The 20974-nt window shown below is 57.3% G+C and carries 14 protein-coding genes and 1 pseudogene; 2 read left to right on the top strand and 13 right to left on the bottom strand.

Features of this window, described 5'->3' with window-relative positions; translation table 11 throughout:
- Positions 1 to 130 precede the first annotated feature (130 nt).
- The 3 genes from LJD29_RS18755 to LJD29_RS18745 form a co-directional block, all read right to left on the bottom strand.
- Positions 131 to 2113 (bottom strand): RICIN domain-containing protein, encoded by a 1983-nt coding sequence (locus LJD29_RS18755; protein ID WP_446743098.1) that lies wholly within the window; start codon positions 2111 to 2113, stop codon positions 131 to 133.
- A 143-nt stretch (positions 2114 to 2256) separates the two neighbouring features.
- Positions 2257 to 3234: a tetratricopeptide repeat protein gene (locus tag LJD29_RS18750; RefSeq protein ID WP_446743097.1), complete on the bottom strand. Its 978-nt coding sequence runs from the start codon at positions 3232 to 3234 to the stop codon at positions 2257 to 2259.
- A 92-nt stretch (positions 3235 to 3326) separates the two neighbouring features.
- The gene (locus LJD29_RS18745; protein WP_446743096.1) at positions 3327 to 6989 is read right to left on the bottom strand and encodes a carboxypeptidase-like regulatory domain-containing protein; all 3663 of its coding nucleotides are present in this window, start codon (positions 6987 to 6989) and stop codon (positions 3327 to 3329) included.
- A gap of 506 nt (positions 6990 to 7495) precedes the next feature.
- Between LJD29_RS18745 and LJD29_RS18740 the strand changes: the two genes are divergently transcribed.
- The gene (locus tag LJD29_RS18740) at positions 7496 to 7870 is read left to right on the top strand and encodes an Ig-like domain-containing protein (RefSeq protein WP_446743095.1); all 375 of its coding nucleotides are present in this window, start codon (positions 7496 to 7498) and stop codon (positions 7868 to 7870) included.
- A gap of 744 nt (positions 7871 to 8614) precedes the next feature.
- Here the strand turns inward: LJD29_RS18740 and LJD29_RS18735 are convergent.
- The 6 genes from LJD29_RS18735 to LJD29_RS18710 all read right to left on the bottom strand — a co-directional run bounded on the left by LJD29_RS18735 (position 8615) and on the right by LJD29_RS18710 (position 15871).
- A complete protein-coding gene (locus LJD29_RS18735) occupies positions 8615 to 9067 on the bottom strand; it encodes a VOC family protein (protein WP_446743094.1) in 453 nt (150 codons plus the stop codon).
- 47 nt (positions 9068 to 9114) lie between these two features.
- Positions 9115 to 9696, bottom strand: coding sequence for an alpha/beta fold hydrolase (locus LJD29_RS18730; RefSeq protein ID WP_446743093.1), 582 nt, complete (start codon positions 9694 to 9696; stop codon positions 9115 to 9117).
- Between the two features lie 92 nt (positions 9697 to 9788).
- Complete coding sequence (locus tag LJD29_RS18725) at positions 9789 to 9989, bottom strand: alpha/beta fold hydrolase (RefSeq protein ID WP_446743092.1); 201 nt, start codon at positions 9987 to 9989, stop codon at positions 9789 to 9791.
- 264 nt (positions 9990 to 10253) lie between these two features.
- Positions 10254 to 11084, bottom strand: coding sequence for an alpha/beta hydrolase (locus LJD29_RS18720; RefSeq protein ID WP_446743091.1), 831 nt, complete (start codon positions 11082 to 11084; stop codon positions 10254 to 10256).
- Between the two features lie 222 nt (positions 11085 to 11306).
- Positions 11307 to 12401, bottom strand: a complete 1095-nt coding sequence (locus LJD29_RS18715; RefSeq protein ID WP_446743090.1) for a tyrosine-protein phosphatase — start codon at positions 12399 to 12401, stop codon at positions 11307 to 11309.
- A 56-nt stretch (positions 12402 to 12457) separates the two neighbouring features.
- Positions 12458 to 15871: an outer membrane beta-barrel protein gene (locus LJD29_RS18710; protein ID WP_446743089.1), complete on the bottom strand. Its 3414-nt coding sequence runs from the start codon at positions 15869 to 15871 to the stop codon at positions 12458 to 12460.
- A gap of 168 nt (positions 15872 to 16039) precedes the next feature.
- Here LJD29_RS18710 and LJD29_RS18705 point away from each other — a divergent pair, with 168 nt between their 5' ends.
- A complete protein-coding gene (locus LJD29_RS18705) occupies positions 16040 to 18298 on the top strand; it encodes a TolB family protein (RefSeq protein ID WP_446743088.1) in 2259 nt (752 codons plus the stop codon).
- Between the two features lie 179 nt (positions 18299 to 18477).
- Here LJD29_RS18705 and LJD29_RS18700 read toward each other — a convergent pair.
- From LJD29_RS18700 to LJD29_RS18690, 4 genes and pseudogenes are all read right to left on the bottom strand, one after another.
- Positions 18478 to 19308 (bottom strand): annotated as a pseudogene (locus LJD29_RS18700) (tyrosine-type recombinase/integrase).
- A 375-nt stretch (positions 19309 to 19683) separates the two neighbouring features.
- Positions 19684 to 20031, bottom strand: coding sequence for a pYEATS domain-containing protein (locus LJD29_RS21810; RefSeq protein ID WP_512701055.1), 348 nt, complete (start codon positions 20029 to 20031; stop codon positions 19684 to 19686).
- Positions 20007 to 20267 (bottom strand): hypothetical protein, encoded by a 261-nt coding sequence (locus LJD29_RS18695; protein WP_446743087.1) that lies wholly within the window; start codon positions 20265 to 20267, stop codon positions 20007 to 20009. The genes LJD29_RS21810 and LJD29_RS18695 overlap by 25 nt, the downstream gene beginning before the upstream one ends.
- A gap of 38 nt (positions 20268 to 20305) precedes the next feature.
- Entirely contained in the window at positions 20306 to 20752 is a 447-nt protein-coding gene (locus LJD29_RS18690; protein ID WP_446743086.1) for a plasmid mobilization protein, read from the bottom strand.
- Positions 20753 to 20974 lie beyond the last annotated feature (222 nt).

The following is a 20974-nucleotide window of genomic DNA, read 5'->3' as shown; positions in this document are numbered from 1 at the left end:
TAGTTGAATCGAACACGGTCAGCCAGGCTGCTCCGTGAGATCAGTACCGGTCACGCTACGGTCAACTGCTTGCGCTACCTGCACTTCACAAGTGAACAGCCTGGCATCACCGCGTTTCCACGCGCTTTCGCTATCTCGCCGTCAGACTCAGCTCCTGTTCGGCAGCTTTCCATACTTTGAAGTGGGTGCCAGTCGCGGCGGCGTCCCAGTCACGGATGGGCACGGTCACCGCGGCAGCCAGATCATTGGCGTTGAGACTGCTTCCCGAAAAGCTGAGAGCCAGGCCACTGTAGCGATTGACGATCCGGTACTGGTTGGACGTAACCGTCCTGCCGTGCAGATCCCGGATCTTCTCGAAATACCATTGCTGACGTGACCTTTCCACTCCACTCAAAACAGTGAACGGCTCACCCAGAGAAACAGCGGCGCCCCAGCTGCGTCCTGCATCTCCGGCGGCGGTGCCGAGATACTTCCCTTCGTGCTGAAGAGTGAAGAAGCCCGGATCTGCGGGAACAGGAACGATATTCCACGTGTCGCCGGAGCTGCTGGCCGCGTGACCGATCCTATAAGCCATCCCGGGACTGGTCGCTCCATGTAAGTCAGAGAACCACACAGGCCGCGCCGCATTGGAACTCATCGAAACGGCAATCTTGACGTATTCCGAATCGTTCTTCGGATCGCTGCAATCGACCGAACAATAGGCCAGGAAGCTGCTGCCTATTGTGTTGCTGCTGGTCAGGTTTCCTGGGTCGACCAGCCAGCGATACCAGGACGCGCTCTTGTAAGCGATGCTACCGGCATACGTCCACTTCTGGGTATTGAGATCGTCCGTGACATAAAACGACATCTCTTCGGTCGGATTATCGTAGTCACTACTCTTCAGAGACAGGTCGCGGTCTTCGGCGAAAGCAATATATTTCCCAAGGGCAACATTCCAGGAAATGCTGGCCGTGTGCAGGTTGCTATTGGTGTAGCCGGCCAGATCGCTGGCCTTTTGCCGCGCGACCGGCTGCACGAAGCGTTCCTGAATCGACGGATCGTTATCTGCGCCGATGTTGCTGCCAAGCGCGCTTGCCGGCCCGCCTTCAGGGCAGGACGAGTGTGATGGATCACAAGCCCAGTCGATGCCGGGCGTCTGACTCCAGCCGCCATTGTAGTACTTCTCCCACGAATCGGGAGCCATCTTTTTGTAGATCGGCGCTCGGGAAACATGTTCCCATTCATGCGCGCTGAAGCCCTTGCCAGTACCGTAGCCGGCAGTTTTCGTGATGCGGCTGTTGTAAAAGAGATAGAAATATCCGCTGCCGGTATCGACGACCAGCCGCGCATCGCCCTCACCGTAGTCGTAGTAGAAGTCCTTTGTGTTCGCCGCGCCATACGGTGAGGTCGCAATAGGCTCTTTCAGCTCCCAGGTTTTCCCGTGATCTTTTGAAATGGCGTAGGAAATCACATCGATACGCGGAATGCTCGGATACAGCTCGTTATGAACGACCGCGTACCAGTCCCCGGTATCGGGATCTACCCACACCCCAACCGCATCGCAGAAGTTGCCGTCAGTAAAGGCGCGAGCGCCAGGCTTCACGCCAGGAACACTGTACAGCTTCCGGTATACGGGACTGCCAACTGTGCATAGCTTCTGCGTGTCAAATTGCGAATGTTCTTTCGATAGCTTCAGATCCGGATCGTGCACATTTCTTCCGGTATAAAAATTCCACACATGGTTCTCGGGCTTCTGGTCGTAATCGCTATCGGCATTCTGCAAAAAGAATTGCCCGTTGCTATCGATGAAGAGAAAATTTGGCGTGTCGGATTGGATCTTGGAGGATACGGCGGCGCCCACCTGCGTAAACTTCATGCTGCGCGAAGTAGCCGTCGTCACTGCGAAAGAGGTCTGCGTCGTGGCGGCATTATGCACTCCCGCCGCAGCCTGTGAGGCAAGCAGGCGTACTCTTCCTCCGCCTGTAAGTGTGAGCGTATCGCCGGAAAGCGTGGCAGGACCGCCGAGCAACTTGTACGTAATTGCCCCATTGCTGTTGGAAGTGGCAGATATGTGGATCGGAGCATCTCCGAAGGCGTGCGTGGGAATCGGCGTGAACGAAAGCCGGGCCGGCAACAGAAGGTGTCTACAACCTGACAGAGCGGCGCATACGATCGGCACGGCGAGTATGAGGAGACGGCGTTTGCGAAGACCACTTTGTGAACGATTGACGAAAAACATTTCAGTATCCTTTTCCAAGACAGTAAGCACAAACGCGGTTAGCGCCGAACCTTTGGAGCCGACGCTGCCAGCTTCTGATAGAGCACGGCTTCCGCGTTGGCCTGCTCATTCCGGTTAAGCCTGCGATAGACACGAGCAAGCAAATAGTGCGGATCGGGATAGGCAGGGTCAAGTTCGGCTGCTCTTTTAAGCCAGGGCAGGCTCGCCTCGTACTTTCCGCTCTCCTCCGCCGCTCTTCCCGCCAGATAAAAATTACGAGGCTGCGATGAATTGCGATCGGCGGCTTCAGCGGCCACATCGAATGCCTGTGCGCTCTTCCCCAGCCTCAACAGCAACTCAGCAAGATCGGCCAAGGCGTCGTCATACTCACGAGGACCGTCCTTTGTCATGCCGATTGCTTTGAGATAACTCTGGACTGCCTGGTTGTTATCGCCGGTGGCTGCGTAGGCGAGGCCAAGCCCGTCGTATGCGCGATAGAAGCCCGGTTCCAGGGTGAGAGCGTCATGGAATTCCTCGATGGCTTCAGCTGGTTGTTTTGTTTCGTATAGAAATTTCCCCAGCCAGTAATGCGGAGCAGCTTGCTCGGGTGCTGCTTTCGCAGCCGCCCGAAAGGCTTGTTCGGCTTCCTGATCGCGGTTGTCCAAATAAAGAACCTGCCCCTTCAAGAGAAGCGCGGAAGCACTCTTCACATTCGAGCTGGGAAGCAAGCCTAGTGTGTGAAGCGCTTCATCGAACTGACGCAACAGCATCTGCGTGCGTGCCAGCAGCATGAGCGGTTCGGTTTTGTCTGAGCATCCAGATTCCGCCGCTTTCGCGGCCTCAACTGCCACAGAGAACTGCTCCTTGTGGAGCGCATTTTCACCGCGCACAAGCTCCGCATGGCAGTCAGCGTTGATGCCTTGTTGGGAAATAAGCGACTGCGCCGGCAAGGAGATCACTCCGGCAGCAAAAAAGATAGCGGGCCGGAGCCACGTCCGCATGCGCGTTAGAGTGCTGGCAAGGAAATGTCTGCTCACTGCAATTTCTGAACTCATCGGACAAAGTATCTACCTGGCGGATGCGCTTTCGATATACCCGCCAGGTAGCTGATCCAACAGAGGCCCACTGCCTAAAAACGTAGTCGCATTGCCAACTGCACTACACGCGGCTGGTAGAAGTAGGAGTCGCCGTCCTGCCCCTGGCTATCGGTTCCGGGGCCGGTGATCTGGCCGAAGAGCCCGTTGTTGATATCGGTAACAGGATTGCCGCGTCCAGCACGGTTAAAAGCATTGACCGCATCGGCACGAATCTGGAGCGATGTTCCCTCCCTGAATGTAACCACCTTCTGAAGGCTGAAGTTTTCATCCTTGAGCGCCGGGCCGTATACATTCCCAAGAGTCGCGGTGACATTGCCTGTCGTCAAGGCGACATTATTGCAAGGAGTACCAGGCGCGACCCCGTCGCATGACGTGGTGACGTGGGCAAAGCCTCCGGGATTGAGATACTCCGGACCGGTTCCCGAAACCACATCGAAATGACCCGGGCTGTTCAGCTTGACTGCCTTGCCGGTGAAGTTCGGCCGCGTCGCGGCGAAGATGCCGTTGTTGACTCCACTGTCTGTAATCGCCAGCACATTGCCTGACTGGTAGAGAAGGTTGCCGCTCAAAGTCCACCCTCCGATGGCCCAGTCGAGCGGTCCATGCAGATTCAAAAGCTGCCCGCGTCCTACAGGCAGATCGTAGATGACGGTCAGCTTGAACTGCTGCGGAACGCTGATGCCGGTAGCCACCGACTTCTCAAGCTTGAGGTTGTGAACGTCCTGCACGTATCCGCAGACACCCGAGTTGCAATTGGTGTTGGCATTCGTCATCGCCTTCGCCCATGTGTAAGCAGCCATCACGCTCAGGCCCTTGGCGGCGTGGCGAGTGAGTGTGGCCTGCATCGAGTCATAACGAGACCATCCACGATTGGAATCGATCTGGCTGATACCGCCGCCCGCGTACTGCGGATAAGGAGCGAGAGCCTGCTGCACCAGGTTTGAAGTATCGAATCCTCCGTAAGGGAGAGCAATCTCCGGGTGCGCGCTGAGTGGATCGAGCAACGCATCACCGTACCGCGCAAGGTAGCCAATCGGCAGCTGGTTCATCTGGTCGGTTCCAGCAGAGTAGATACGCTTGATGGTGTTGCCAACATAATTCAGTTCGGCAACAGTCTGATGCCCCATGTCGTACTGGAAACCGAAGTTATAGTTCTCCGCGTACTGAGTTCGCGCTCCGTTTGGATTAACGTAGGCAGGCACGCTACCGGCCTGCGCTCCTCCAAGATTCGCCACGGTGGAATCGTAATTCGGCAGTGGCACCGTAGACGCGGGATACGGCTGGCTGAGAAGAAAGGCCGAGATATCGCGGTCCACCTGAGGGTTTGTAGTCTGGCTCACAGCAAGTGCTGCCGAATATCCGAGCGAAGAGGGAGAACCGGAAATGAAGGGACTTGCTTCAGGAGACTGCGAGTTCACTCCGAAGCCTCCGCGGAAGACAATCTTCGGCATCGCCTGGTAAGCGAATCCGAAACGCGGCAGAATAAGCGCCCAGTTGGTGTTCTCGAATCCTTTCTTATGCAACTGGCTGGCGAACTCGATCGAGCCAGGAAGACCGGCAGCGGCATTGATCAGGTTCGGAGCGAAGGTCGTCATCTGCCCCTGCGTTTCAGTCAGGCCGGTCAGCACATTCCAGCGCAATCCAAGGCTGAGCGAGAGCTTTTCATTCAGCTTCCAGTTGTCCTGAACAAACGATCCCACTTCGCGACGGCGGTATCCGAAAGAGCCGTTGTAGAGCGTGCGAGAGGTGTTGTTGACCTGCCCCAGGAGAAAGCTGGCAAAGGCATTGCCGCTGTATGTATCGGTAGGCAATCCACCGGCGGTATTGACATTGGAAAACCCGAAGGTCGCCTGCGTCGAAGGATTGTCGTCATTCTCGTTGTAGAAGCGCCATTCCGTTCCGAACTGAAATTGATGCGCCCGATGCGTCCACGAGAGCTGGTCGATGAACATGGTGCTCTGATCGATCGTGCCACCACCGATGTTGCCTGCACCGAGGCGATCGTTGCTTCCGCCAAGCGCGGCGGCGCCGCCGAAGGTGATTGCGGGAAACCCGATCGAAGGCAAATTCTGCAACCCAAGCTGCGATGCCCAATCCTGGTTATAGAAAGCCGTAACGTATGAATTCGTGAAGCGGTTATACCCTGCCCCAAAGCGATTCACCATGTTGGGGCTGATGGTCCAGTATTCGTTTACGCGAAACAGCTTGCCTGGCGTGCTCTGAATGTTCCACGTATCGAGCGGATTCGTATTCGGGAGTGACCAGGTAGAACCCTGCTGCTGGCTACGCGTGCGAGTGACCGTGGTCATGTAAAACGAGACCTTGTGAGCCTGGGTGATCACCTGGTCGAGCTTGATCGAGAAGTCATCCTGGTTGAAGACCGGCTGATTCGCGGTATACGACGCGATGTTATTCACCACATGGTTGTTGACGAAGTTAGTCGGGAACGGCAACGCCAGATATGCCTTCGCAACCGGATCGAACCTGGCCGTCGGAATCTGGTTGTTGACGAACGGTTCACGAACGATACCGGTATTCACCGCAATCAATCCCGTCACCGGGTCCGGCTGACCTGCAACGACGTTACGTGTCGTGGCCGGATCGTAGATCTGGCCATAGGTGACTGAGCGACCCAGGTTGTCCACCGCTCCCGAGGGCTGCCCCGAGGCTGCATTGTTGGTCAGCGCAGGATTGAGGAAGCCTGAGAAGTCTCCATTCAACATCGGCTGCGTTGGCATGGTGGTCGTGCCGTTGATCATGAAGTTGCGCTTGATGGTTTTCTCATACGAGACAAAGAAAAAGGTCTTGTCCTTGCCGTTATAGATCTTCGGAATCCAGACAGGGCCGCCGACGGTTCCGCCGAAGTTATTCAGGCGCTGCGTAGGGCGGTCAATGCCGAAGGCATTATTGTCGTAACTGTTGGCGTTCAGATCTTCGTTCTGGAAATACTCGTAGAGCGTGCCATGAAGGCGGTTCGTTCCAGAATGAATGCTGAAATTCGAGACCGCGGTACTGCCACCGTCATACTGCGCACCCATCACGCCCGTCTGCAGGTTGAAACCGTCAACCGCATCGACGCTCGGTCCGAGCTCTGCCGTATCGGTCGTGCCCATGGAGACACCATCGAGATAAATCTCGTTGGAGAAATACTGTCCGCCGTTGATCGAACCGAGATAAGTCTCGCCCGTAGTGCCCGGCAGGTTCTTGAAGATGAAATCCTGCAACTGGCGTTCCCCGTCTGCAGTGACCGGAATGGGCCAGCTTTCTATCTCTTTCGCTGTCACATAGTGGCTGATCTGTGCCGTGCTGGTGTCGAGCAGCTGCGCTGAGTCGCTCGATACCGTCACCGTTTCCGTCGCTCCGCCGAGCTGCATGGTGAGGTTCGAGGTGAGAACCTGCGCCGTCCGCAGTTGTATGCCAACAACAGCCGCGGAAGTGAAACCCTGATGCGTCGCTGTGAGCCGATAGGTTCCTGGAGGAAGCGTCGGGAAGTTATAAAGCCCGTCATTCGTGGAGCGAGTCGACGAGGAAACGTTGGTCTGCGTCTCCGTGGCTGTGATCTGCGCACCTGGAATGGCAGCGTCGCTCGGATCCAGAACCGTTCCCGTGATCGTGCCCGATGAACCCTGCTGCCCGAAAGCCGCAGCCGCAAAGAGAAATAGCGCAGCTACGAACGAATGACGTGCCTTAAACATAGGTTGCCTCCTGAACCCGTCCAGCAGTAACACTTCATACAACGCTGGCTGGACGGTTAAACGTTTCCCGCAAAGGAAACAAAAGAATCCAAATCGAAATGAGTGCCCATTTAATCACCTGATTTATCGAGAGTCAATTGAGAAATCAACTCGGCAAAACAGGTAATTGTCTGCATAAAGCAAACCTTATTGGTTTTATTTTGTTTCTGATGGAATCGTTTGGGACATTACCCTTATGACAACCTCACAGCAATAGCCGATATAACGCCGCGTAAACCCACTTTGCAATCGTTTGCGGGATCAAGGCCGCAAGCGTTTCCGTAGCGGTGTGAGAAAGATCATCACCGGAAACTCAAGCTAAGGTGCACAAAACACTGGACTCCCTTCTTCCACTGCACTATAACGAGTGGCGACACAGCACAATTTGTCTTATAGGAGCGGTCGTCATTCCCCGCATGGCGAATCTCTGCGTCCGAAATGGACGAATCAGGAATGGAGAATTCGCAGTGGTTGCGCCACTATTCAACAAGATCTTTCTGGCAATAAGCTTCGTCATCCTTACCACGACCCAGGCAATGTCAGCCTCACGCACGGCCACAACAACCACGCTGACGTTGAAGTCCGGAGCTAACGGTATTGTCTCCGGCGCAAGCATTGCGACTGGCAGCGAGGTCACTCTCACGGCCACGGTTAATGGTGGCAGCGCAACCGTGACTACCGGTCAGGTCAGCTTCTGCAATGCTGCCACCACTCACTGTAATGGGATCGACCTGCTGCAGATCAGCAGCAGTGGAACGGCGGTAATTCGCCTCCATCCCGGACCGGGTGATCGAAGCTTCGTCGCAGTTTTTGCGGGAACTCCAAACGGAGCGCCAAGCTAACCACGCAAACCATTGCCTTGACTATCCGATGATCTCTTTCTATCCGTAAAGGCGCGGCACAACGGCCGCGCTTTTTACGTCCATACCTCACGAATGTAGGAACCTTTGACCTGTGCAGGATCCAGCTGCGCGGCAGTCCATTTCGAAACTCCGGCTACTACCGTCTTTAGAACGATCTTCTTACGTTTAAGTCCATCAGTTACGTTCTTGAGGGAACACATGAGCCATCTGTCGGGCTTTGCAGTGATCGTGTTCAAATCTCAATGAGTGACAACAGGCCAATGCACTCACCCAGGACTCAGCGGGTGCATCGGCGATTTCGCACTCGCCGGTGACGATAACGGCATTTATCGCGACCAATGATGGCCGCTCTGTTTGAACGAGCCCGCTACGGGTGCGACAGCTTGTTCTCGCCTTGGTGGCATCTCTGGCTACCACGTCTCCGAGACAACAGACGAGAATCCAGAACGAGTTGCTGCGGTGCAACAACTCACGACCGCGTACCTTCGTAGCAAGCTTTTTCCGAAGGATCTTTCTTGCCTAGAAAAACGTGACCTGTGGGCGCATCGGGAACGCATCGACGAGAAGTAACGATATCGCCCCAATTATCAGAAGCCAATATCGTCAGGAGCGCGCCGCTGATGACAATCTGGCACATCTTCGCCGATCTGGCTCGATTGAGCGAGTTGGCAATTTAACGCTCATTCGAGACTGATCCAGCGATGAGGCGCGTGTGTTCCAGAACTACCCGAGTGGTTGAACCACTTCGAAGAGATTTCCCCACGGATCGGCAAAGAACGCGACCTTAAGACCGAGCGCGGGCACATCGCGAGGTTCAACAACGATACTGACGCCGCGGTTCTTCAGCTCTGCGATAGCGCCTGGGACGTCCCGCACGTGAAAGCCTATGTGATGCAAACCCGATAGCCTGAGACTGGAAGAAAGGTCCTGGTAAGCGGGACGGTCTTCGGCGCCAGGTCCTGCAACGAGTTCGAGAACAAAATGAGGTTCGACTGCCGGTGCGGCCATAAAACCATAGACCTTGTTGCCAAGCGGCACGCTCTTGATCCACTGAAAGTCCAGTTTCTCGGAATACCATTTTCTGGCAGCTTCCAGATCCGGCACTCGGATTGCGGTGTGTTCACATCTCCAGGAAGCGAACGGACTGATGCCAGCAGCGGAAGAGGTATCTCCCATGGTGAAATATCCTTTCTAAATCGATCTGAATGTCGAGGTTTTGCGGCTTACAGATTCTTCGCGCGCAGCCAGGCACGAATGGAGTGAACGAGTTCCGCCTTGCGCTCAAGTGGGAGCCAGTGTCCGGACGCGAGACTGCTCACAGTGAGATTGACGCAGGCCTTTCGCATGGGATCTCCGAGGTGCGTGCGGGTAATGTCGCAGATACCATCGAAGTCGCCATTCACAAACAAAACCGGTTGCTGGAGCCGTCCGCCGTCTGCAGCACTACGGGCGTATGCAACATTGGCCGCATCGTTCAGATACCAGGAGTTTCCTGGACGAAATCCGGTCACTCGAAATGCTTCCATCAGCGCATAGAAGTCGTCAGCGGGCCAAAGAGCCGGATCGGCCGCCATCGACGGCGCACGATGCGCCGCACCGAACCAACCGCCGTTTCGCGTGGCCAACGCGGAGGGGTAGACCTTTCCCACAGTTTTCGGATCGCCGCAACGGTAAATTACCGAGAGACTCGCTGGAACATCCGCATCGAAATCAGTCACTGTCTGATCGAAGTGGGTGAGATAAAAGCGGTAATAGTCCCACTGTCCATCTGGATACTGGTTGATGGGATAGGTCTTTCGATCCACAAGAGGCAACAGGCTGGATAAGGCGAAGCTTTCGGGCAAATAAGGGACGGATGTAAACACCACGCCGGGCACTCGCTTCGCGTAATGCGCCGCTAACGCCCAACTATAGGACTCCCCAGATCGTGACCCACCCAAATGGCAGGGCGGGCGCTCAGGTGGTCGTGAAGCTCGACCATGTCCTCGACAATCTCCTTCAGTGCGTAGGCATCCGAAGCAGCAGGTGCCGACGAGCCGCCATACCCACGCATGTTCGGTGCAATGCAGTGCCAGCCCTCCGATGCAAAAACTTCCATCTGAGCGCGCCACATCAGGCCGATCTTGGCCAGCCATGCACAAGGATCATCAACGGGCCATCTGCCGGTCCGGCCTCCCAGTACTCGGTTGTATGGCGGGCTGATGTTAAGGTGTGTGCAGTCAATCTGAGGATCTGCCCAGTAGCAGCGATTGGACTCATATTGCCTCCTGCGGAAACTTGACCGTCTCACCCGCCAGCACCGTCAATCCAGCCGCAGTTGCACCTCCAAGAAACGCCTGATGCGAGATCCTGAACATCAGGCTCACTCTCCTCTCTTGCGTTGTTGCGACTGTAAAAATTTGAGCAACTGTTCTGTGACCTCGGCTGAAGCCTCGTGTTGAATCCAGTGGCCCACATTGTCGAGTTCGATCACTCCTGTCAAACCGGGCACTCCGGCCCGTAGTTGATCCTCAGTAAATGGATAGAGCTGTTTGAGACCATCGGCCTTCCCCATCATGAGAAAGGAGTGCTGTGTGATCTTTGCCACCTTAAAAACGCCGGAGAGATGGAAGTACGGTTCTGCAGCACGATAGTAGTTCAGGGCACCATGAAAGCCCGTGCGCTGGAATTCGGCAATGTTATGCGCGACGTAATCCGCCTCCGCCCACCCCGGCAACGGTATAGGGGAAGGACGATGGAGACTTCTTGCTGGATCCAGCGGGCTCCATCGCGTCTCTGCGGGAGCCGAAGCTGATGCCCAGTACAAAATCCCCGGAATGGTTACAGCCGCATCGGCCCAGATCTGATCGGCCTTGGGAAGAATCTGATCAAACATGTAGAAATCGTTCTGATGGCCGGCCTCGCGCATCTTGTCGAAGACGCTGACGTCGCCGCGTGGAACGTAGGGCACGCTAAGGCAGAAGACTGCGGTAAACCGGTCGGGACGCATGAGTGCTGCATTCCAGGCGTGCGTCGCTCCCCAGTCATGCCCAACCAGAACAGCGCTCGGAATCTTCAAGCTGTCGAGTAGCCCGACCATGTCACCGGCCGTGTGCAGCGGCGTGTACAAATCTGCCTCGGTTGGCGCAGAACTGCGACCATAGCATCCACCAGCAGACTCGCACCGGATGCAGCACAATTCAGAAGCAATCACGACGAGAGATTGCCGCTCCAAGAAGCTGATTGCTGTTCTTCCGCCGCCAGGAAGCCAATTGCGATCGCGCCTATTCCTTTGGCAATCATTGGATCGATATTGTAGGACCTCGGACTGCTATATCTTTATCCTCAGCTCAAATTCACTTTAAAACGATGATATGAGACAGTTCCGGCTGCATGACATAGCCATACAGCCGGCAAATCAGCTCGATCTACCTCATTAGGGCTGAGTGAGAAGATCGCGCAGCTTTGTCACGTCGTTATCCGAGACGTGTAGCGCGTCCCGCCTGTAGGCGTCGAAGCTGCCATATCTCGCATTGATCGCGCGAAGCATTCCCTCCACGTAGGCAGGGTTCGCGGCCATCATCGGCTTCCTCTGTTCGGGCGTTAACTTTTGGAAGGCGCTGCTCATGCTTGTCCCGCTCGCCTTCATCATCTTCTGCATGGCTGGGCTGTTTGGATCACTTCCGAGATATTCGCCGGTGAGCGCGTAGTCGGCCAGCACCGTGTTCTCCGGCACGCCGAGGGTCAGAAGCAGCAGCACACTGAAGATTCCCGTGCGGTCCTTGCCTGCCGTGCAGTGATAAAGCAGCGGCAGATGATCGTTCTCCACCTGGTGAAAGAGCGAGGCGAACTGATCGGATGAATCGATAGCCATATACGTGTAACCCTGAATCATACGGTCATGGAGCTGTTCGGGAGTTGCACCTGGGTCGAAAGATGGTGACTGAACAGCAGGCCTTGCGGCAGGCTTGCCACCTATTGGCAGACTGATCTGATCGACTGAGCTGCCGGGTATCCAGGTTTCCGGGCTCACTTCACGTTCCTGCTGATTACGGAAGTCGCAGACGACACGGATGCCAAGTCGCGAGAGATACTGGTAGTCTTCCGGCGTGAGACCTCCCAGGACGCCCGAGCGATAGAGCAGCCCCCAGCGTACCGTTCGTCCATCCGTTGTGCGATAGCCTCCAATATCCCTGAAGTTCGGCGTGCCCTGTAGCGGCAGGTGGCGAATCGACACCTCGCGAACCTCACCGCTATTCGCCTTGAGATAGAAGTACACGCGCTCACCAGGCTTGCCGGCATGCAGAGTCGTGCTCTGCTCCGTAGTCTTGAGCAGCGGAGCAGACATGGGCACCTTGTTGGCATCGGTGCCGGCCAGGATGGCGACGGAATGCGTGTCGCCGGTGAACTCATAGGTCAGCTGGTATTCGGTCGCGCCGGTCTGCACGCACTTGAGATGAATGACATCGGCGTGAGCCGCGCCTGCGAGAGAACAAGCGAGGAGAGAAGCGAAGAGATTGCGGAAGCGCATAAGCAGGAGTGCCCTTCTGGCGGCTCCGCATGGGAGCCGCCCGTTGTGCCGGATGTTTAGAAGCTGAGGCGGAGGCTTGCCTGGATCTCTCGCGCAGTATTGGCCTGCGTCAGAAAGATCTCACCAAAGCTCGATGACGAGATGCTGGTGTTGGGACCGGCGAACTGCACGCGGTTGAAGGCGTTGAAGAATTCCGCGCGGAAGTCCAGGCCGAGCTGGTCATGCAGCGGGAAGCGCCGCGCCGCCAGCATGTCGAAGTTGTTCGTCCCCGGCGCACGCACGTCAGAGAGATAACGAGATGCATTGCCGAAGGTGTAAGGCGCCGTGGTGGTAAAGGCAGCGGGGTTGAAGTACAGGCCCCCATTCTTGATCTGCCGTCCGCCGGGCGGCGCAATGGATTTGCCCGTTAGCGTGGGACGCATCGAGGTGCCGCCGCCGAAGCAGTTGCAGAAATTGGGAGACGAGAGGGTGACGGGCAGTCCGCTGTCATAGGTGTAGAAGCTGCCGACGGTGAAGCCTCCGAAGACATTGCTGGCTACACCGTGATTCAGCCACGCCTTGCCATGCCCGATGGGCAGCTCATACTGTCCGCTGATGCGGATGACGTGCGTGAGATCCTGCGAGGAGATCGAGCGATCGCACTGCGGGCAGTTGTTGTCCTGCAGAGCTGCCGTAGTCAGGTAATCGCCGACATTGTCGAACATCGTGCTGAACGTGTACGCAGCCAGCAGCGCCAGGCCATGCGAGAATCGGTGCTCGACCGAAAGCTGCAGGGCGTTGTAGCTGGAAGCTCCGATACCGGAGGTCGCTGTCATGTTCAGGAACTGCGGATGCGGGCGCAGCAGCTGACCGGCCTGCACCGTCGGCAGGCTGAGGCTGGAGGTAGCATCCGTGATCACGCCGTGGAAAGGATTGCTTACCGTGGCGAGCAGGCTCGATCCCATCTTGAGGTCAGCATCCGGAAGCTGGTTGTAGTTCACTGCCTGGTAGAGGTGCCGGCCGTTGTTGCCGACATAGCCCAGCGTCACGACGAAGTTGTCAGGAAGCTGCCGCTGAATATCCAGCGACCACTGCTCGCTGTAACTGATGTGCTGATCGCGCTCGACACCGGAGATGTTCTGTCCAAGCATCGTATCCAGGCCCAGCGTGTTGCCTGTCGGCTGATTCAGCCCATTCGGGAATGGATTGCTGAGATTGAAGAGCGGAGTGACGCCGTTGGCTTCCGTCGGGTTCGAGGTCGTCACCGCCGAGAAGCCGACGCTGGCGTTTGCCAGGTCAACCGGCGGCGCGTGGAAGATGCCGAATCCGCCGCGAATCACCGTGAGGTCATCGAAGCGATACGCGAAGCCGAAGCGCGGATCGAAGTTGAGTGTCTGCGACTTCTGCAGCCTGCGCCCGGTGCCGTTTACGCCCACGAAGCCCGGGCCGCCCGTCAGGTTTCCGAGAGAAGTCACGGAGGTGTTCAGCGGAGAAGCCGAATTCAGATTCAGATATACATACTGATTGTTCGCTTCAACGTCCGGCAGCTCCAGGTTGTAGCGCAGGCCATAGGTGAGCGTGAGCTTCGGCACAACGTGGTAATCGTCCTGCCAGTAAAAGGCGAAGTAAGGATGGCTGGCCACGAAGCCCGGAGCATAACCGCTGCTCACGGTGCCAGCTCCCAGCAGCAGATCGGCCACGCCGCTTCCGGAATCGCCCACGGCAGCCTGGGGGTTGGGGCCTCCGCTGTAGTTGCCCGCTGCCGTCGCCGTCAGCTCCTGCGCGACATCGAGACCGGTCGAGAAGTGCCGGAAGTCGAAGCCATATTTGAAGGAGTGCGTACCGAAGAGCTGCGTCAGCGAAGCCGCATATTCAAGGATGGTGCCGTAGTCCTTTTCCAGGCCGCCTTCGGGACCGATGGAGCTGATGCGCGTCGCGGTCACCTCCGGGAAGGACGTCGCGGTGAGGCCGGCGATGGTGTTCCCGTTGAATCCGAGCGTCGTTGGATCGAAGCCCAGCGAATTGGGGCTGCGGTTCGACTCCTGATGCGCGTAGAGAAAGTGGTGCTCGAAGACCATGCCTGGATTCAGAACCCAGGTGTGGTCAGCCATGATGTTGTAACCGGGCAGCCGCTGGTTGCCGGGCTCGTAGCTCAACCCGTTGCCATAGGGGTCGGGATTGATGTTGTTGCGCTGGAACCAGTTGAAGCGGCCAAAGATCGAGTGCCTGTCGCTGAAGCGGTGATCGAGGCGAAAATTCACATTGTTCTGGTTGCTGGCCGTGGTCGCATTCGAGAAAAAGTTATCGGTACTGCTGGCGCCCTCACCTGCCCGGTTGGGCAGAGGATAATTCGACAGGATGGCCGCGCCGGTGCCGTTCAGGTACTGGGACGGGATAACGTTGCCGGCAAAGGGCGTGCGGATGTAGCGCGTCGTGCCGGCAGGAGCGGTTGGATCGAGCATGGTCGTGCGCGGATCGTAGATGACGATCAGGTTGCCGTTGGTGTCGTAGGTCTGCGAGAAGTCGCCCTTGCGTTCAAGCGCTGTCGGCACCGTACCCAGAAACGAGCCCGCCTGACTCTGCCGAAGTCCTTCGAAGTTCGAGAAGAAGAAGGTCCGGTCCTTGCCGTCATAGAGATGCGGAATGGCGACCGGTCCGCCGAGCGCATAACCGAACTGGTTTCGCTGGAAGTGCGGCTTGGCCTCACCCGCGGCGTTTGCGTTGTAGCCGTTCGAGTCCAGCGCGCTGTTGCGGAGATATTCAAAGACGCTGCCGTGAAAATTGTTCGTACCCGACTTGGTGGCGAAGGTCACGATGCCGCCGCTGGTGCGCCCCCACTCCGGAGAGTAGGCCGTGGTCAGCACCTTGAACTCCTGGATGGAGTCCACGGTAGGAATGGCGGCGGCCGCGTTGTAGTCGTATCCGGTGGTGTTGGCGCCACCGTCCAGCAGGCTTTCCGTCGTGGCGAGCTTGCCGCCGTTGATGCGGAAGGTGTTGGTTAAGGCCTGGCTGGTGTCATTGTTGCCCGAGTCCGTGCTAAAGGCGGTAACACCCTGGGCAAAGTTGACCAGCTGAAGCGGATTACGGACATTGAGAGGCGTGTTCTGTACGAACTGGCTCTCTATCACGTTGCCACGATTGGGGTTGTCGGTGACCAGTTCGGGAGCGGTGGCGGTAACCTCGACCTGCTGGACCGACTTCTCCGGAGACAGGACAATTTCCAGCGAGCGCGGAGTACCGACCTCGAGCTTGAGGTTATTCATCGTGTAAGGAGCAAATGAGGACGCGTGGGCGTGCAGCACATAACTGCCCGGCGTCATCGAGGGGAACTGAAAATAACCGTCGTCGTTGGTGTGGACAGTTTGTGTCTCTTTTGTGGTCGTGCTGACGATATCGATGTCCGCATTCCGAACCGAGGAACCGCTGACATCCGTCACGTGGCCGCTGATCGCACCGTTCTGCGCCCAGGCTGAGCCGGCCGCAGCCAGCATCACCAATGCACATACGGTATGCGAGCATCGTCTGAGGAATTGGAAGTTGCGCAGGAAGCTCATGGAGTCAATTTGCCATTTGAGACGTCGATGCCGAGTCGTGTCGGCACGTAAAAGGGGGTTACACACGTTCAACAAGTGTTAACGGACAATGACTAACCTCTCATCATGGTCGAGGAAGTCGATATTCTTGAGGAGTTGCAGAGAGTTCTCAGCTCATCTGTCTTTTCCAATTCTCCTCGATCGAGCCAGTTCCTGGAGTACTGCGTAACCTGCAGCCTGCGCGGCGAACAGGCCCAGTTGAAAGAGACCACGATCGCGGTCGAGATTTTTCTCCGAGAGGCGACCTACAATCCCAAGGACGATCCTATCGTCCGCGTACACGCCCGGCGTGTTCGAGAAAAGCTTCAGCTGTATTACCGGACGACCGGCCGCGGCAATCCCATCGCCATCCATTTGCCCAAAGGCAGCTACGTCGCGCAGTTCCAGCGGATTACCGTTCCGGCTGACTTGCCAATGCTGGCGCCGGAACCGATGCGCCCCTCGCCGGACATCATTGCATCGGTCGAAGCTAACGAAGAACATGCTTTCGTCGAAGTCGACGCCTTAGGCGTCGGCCAGCCACCGCCAGGCGGGAAGCGGCAGCATCCGGCTCTCGTGGCAGGCCTGGTTGTGGCCCTGTTACTTGCGGTGGCAGCTACTGTACTGCTGGCTCACAAGCTGATGAGCAAAGGATCTTCCGCTCAATCTGCCAGTCTCGCCTCCCTTCGTCCGATCGACTCCCTGCCGCCCGGCGCTCTGGATGTTGCCTGGTCGCCGGACCATAAGCGTGCGGCTTTTATGCAGCCCGATAACAGGAACCGCAACGTTATATATGTCCTCGACCTGAGGCCCGGCCAAACGCCCCAGCGCCTTACCCACACGGCCGGAAGCGAGTATCGCCCGGTGTGGTCGCCGGACGGGCGGCAGATTGCTTTTATCAGATTCCAGGATGGAACCCACTTCACCATCGTGCGGAAGAACCTGCTCTCAGGCGAAGAGGCCGTCACTCCTCCGTTCCTTATGTTCCTGTCGCCCGAGTGGTTTCACCCCGCCCTCGACTGGTCACCGGATGGAAAATACCTGCTTACCTCCGATCAGGTCACTCCGGGGACACCGGTGCGGTTGATTTTGTTCAGGATCCGGGACAATGCGCGGTTGTTCCTGACATCGCCTCCCGTGAGTTCGTCAGGCGATGTCGACGCCAGGTTTTCTCCCGATGGACGGCACGTTGCATTCCACCGCGGCGGACTCGGAGACCTCTATGTCCTGAGTCTCAGCGGGGAGAATGTTTCGGACGTTCGTCAGCTGACCTTCGATAACCGCGGCGTTCAGGGCATCGCGTTTACCCCCGACAGCAGGAATATCCTGTTTGGCTCCGATCATGCCGCAAATTGCACCTACGGAATTTATTCTCTGCCGGTGACGGGGGGCACGCCGGTTGCCGTAACGCCCGAGGGATTCGCTGCTGTCGGTCCCGCCATGTTTGGGCCCGAACAGCTCACCTTCCGCCATGTCGAAGCCGCAGAACAAATCGTCGAACAGAGCGGTAGTAGCGGACCAGCCTCTCCACTGTTTGCCGGCGACGAGCTTGATCAAGACCCCAGCTATTCGCCGGACGGCGAATCCATAGCCTTCATCAGCACCCGATCCGGGGCTGTTGAGCTCTGGTGTTATCACCGGGGAGCGAAAGAGCCTGAGCAGATAACCCGCTTCGGCGGCGCAGGGTTTCTCTTTACACCGCACTGGTCCCCTGACGGTGAGCGCATTGCCTTCGACTTCCGTAACAATGGAGTCACCAATATTTATGTGGTCAGTCTTAAAGATCGCTCAGTGAAGCAGCTGACCGATACCAATAGCCGAAACTTTAATCCAGTCTTCGGCCATGATGGTTCCGAGATCTTCTTTTCATCGAACGCAGATGGCAGCCCTCGCCTGTGGCGCATCGCCTCCAACGGGCAGCGAGCAGCGGAACCACTCTTCACGCCCGCAATCGCGAGTTTCGCGACATCGCCGGATGGACAGTGGCTCTACCTGCTCGATGAGGCGCAGGCTACAGGTTCTCTGGGTCTTTCTCGCCTGAACCTGCTCGACGGCACCATGCATCAGCTTCTGCAGATACAAGGAAGACCGGCATTTGCAGGTGGCCTGATTGTGACGCGGGAAGGCATCTACGTTGCTCTCTCCGAGCCGGATGAACCGGACGTCGAGATCAGGCGCATCGATCCCACCACATGGCAACAACGAACCGCTTGGCGTCTTCCAGCCAGTACAGGAGAAGTTCCTTTCTCCACCGAGCGATTCGATATATCTCCAGACGGCGGAAGGCTGTTGACTACCCAACGAACTCGCTACTCTTCGACCATGTATATGACCCGTATCTTTTGAATAGCACTACCGGGCACCGTCTTCGAAACGCTACCGCTCGTCGTCCGGTTCGTTTCAGCGGAAATGGCCCCATGGCCACACCGTCGGTACATAGAGTTGGAGTCGATGTATATCCTCGCATCGTTTCCTGCGAGCCGGGTCCCGCTCATATCTTCCCTATCAGATGGCGCCATCAGGCCTTATCGCGAATCGACACCTCCAGAGAACAGGCAGCCAAAGCGGTCGTTTACGGGCTCTCCCAAGTTCTGCTTGCAACCAAGGTAACGCTCGGTCGTCAGGACCGACGCGTGCCCCAGAAGGAACTGTATCTGTTCCAGTTCGCCACCATTTACATGACAGAGCTTTGCGCAGGTGCGCCGAAGATCATGAGGGGCGAGATGGTCGAGTTCCAGACGCTGGGCACAGCCATCGGACCACATACCAGACCACGTTTTCGGAGATACCGGTCCCCCAGGGCGTTCCATGACGACTCACCGCCCTGAACACTCGGCCCATCGTCACTGATGAGCTGTCAGCCATCTGTCCACCGCCCCCTTCACCCAGCTTGGCATGGGAACAGTCCGGACGTGATTGCCCTTGCCGATAAGATCGACGATCGCCCAGTGGCCTTGTCGGATCTGAATATCTTCCTTTCGTAGTGTCGACAGCTCCGCTCGGCGCAGACCGCAACCGAGCAAGATCGAGATCATAGCGACGTCTCGGACATCGCGTAGGCCATTTCCATTGGCCTTCTCAAGCAGCAACCGAGTCTGATCCTGGTTGAGCCAGTTACCCGCTCGGCAGCCGAGTTGCTTTACGCCTTTGACTCGCCTGATGCCAGCCGCAAGTTCAGGACTTAGCAGACCCGAGTCCGCCGCCTCGTAGGCTAGCCTCCTGACCGCCGCGAGTCGCTGATTGATCGTGCCGGCGGCCAATCCAAGCGATTCTAGGTGTAGGCGAAAGCGGAGAACTACGGTCCGATTCAGCGCAAGCCTCGGCTCCGAACAGTACCATTCGATGAACTGCTCCATAGCGAACTTGTAGTTGCGCCGCGACCGTGGAGAACTCAAGCTGTTCAATACTGAGGTCTTCGCATGATCGAGGTCTGGTAGTCGAAGGACGGTCTTCCGGACGATATGTTTTCTGATCCTTTTGGGCATACTGGCGGCCTCCTCTGCCGCAGACATGCCCAAAACTCTACGTCCTGCCAGGAGCTCAGGGTCGGTCGGTTGGAAGAGCGCACAGGCGATTTGGCACTCATCGAGGATGCAGACTACTTCCGCTATTGAGAGTTGACGAGAGACGCACGTCTTCCTTGATTGCATTTCGCTGCGCTCGGCCTCTTGATCAGTCAAGCTAGTGCTTTGGTGTGCCCCGGTGACTATCCGCGACAAAACTGCACTCGGTCAATTTGCCGAAGGCTTTGCAGTGTCGTCCACTTTGCAGTAATCGAAATCTGCCTCTATTGGTTTGCCACCGTTGACGCGTGGGTCACTCAGCGTCGCGGTCACGGACGCTTCATCTACGCAGTTGTATCCTATCCATCCCACCATGAAAGTTGATGATTCTCTTTTGGTCACCTTATACGGATGACGAAATGACGGATGTTTCAACCTGTAGGTTACAGACTTCACCTGATCGGCATACTGCTCGGGAAGATCAAGCCATAGATAACGCTTATTGACCTCGTGTTCGGTTCCGTCGTCGGGGTCCGTTATTACCTTTGTTCCTACCCGCGGCCCGCCGTCACCCACCCTAGCCGCGCGATGCCGTCCTTCACACCCTCGTCGATCAGCCGCCAGCCCTGCTTCCCATCCGGCCCGACGACCGGCTCGATCTCGTTGTCGATCAGCAGCCGATGCTGCCCCCTGCCGACGACGCCTTCCAGAAGCGTGTACTTCGCCGACGCAGTCGGCGAGACCTGGCTCCGGGTTCCGCTCTTCAGGTAGTCCGTCAGGTATAGCTTTTGCGCCGCCGTCCACCCGTTCATGCACTTCCCCGTCGGCAGCACGGCGCAGAACAACGGCGTCAGCAGGATCGCCGTGACCGTCCACACCGGCGTCCGGCTCGGCCACTTTTTCGCGTACTCCATACGTCCCCACTTCGCCATGCTCTACGCCTCCTCGGATGGATTCGTGCTCTCGGCTCCTTCTTCCTTGCTGGGCGGCGCTCCCGCGCCCGTTCTAGCTTCGTCGCGTCGGCCCGCTCGATCAGGCTCCGCAGCTCCGGCTCCGAGAGCTGTCCCTTGTCCGCACTGAACTGGAGATTCAGGAACAGCGACCGCAGCGCCAGCAGCTCGGCCAGCACCACCTCGCCCGTCAGCTCCGCGCCTGGCTCCGCTGGCCCGGCCAGCAACACGTCCCGAACCCACTCCGAGAGCGTCAGCCCGGACGCACGCGCTCGCTCCTCCAGCATGGCGAACTCCGCCTCGCTGACCTTCGTGCCCACGGATTTTGTACGAAGCGGCGGCTTCATCGCGCACCGCCAGAGAGATTTTTCAGGGGGGAGGCCACACGCTCGCCATGCGTTGCTCAACATCAGGCAGTGGGGCCGGAAGAGGGCTAAGAGGTTGCAACTCATGAGGTTCCTCTTCAGCTACCTGCGTTCACACAGAGTACCCCACTCTCCAGCCATTTCTTCTTAGTCGCTTGTTTTCAGCAGGTTCCCGAACAGCAACTTTAGGTTGTTGTGCAGCTC

The organism is Silvibacterium acidisoli (assembly GCA_022870745.1).
Taxonomy (GTDB): Bacteria; Acidobacteriota; Terriglobia; order Terriglobales; family Acidobacteriaceae; genus Silvibacterium.
This window is presented reverse-complemented; position numbering and strand designations above follow the sequence as displayed.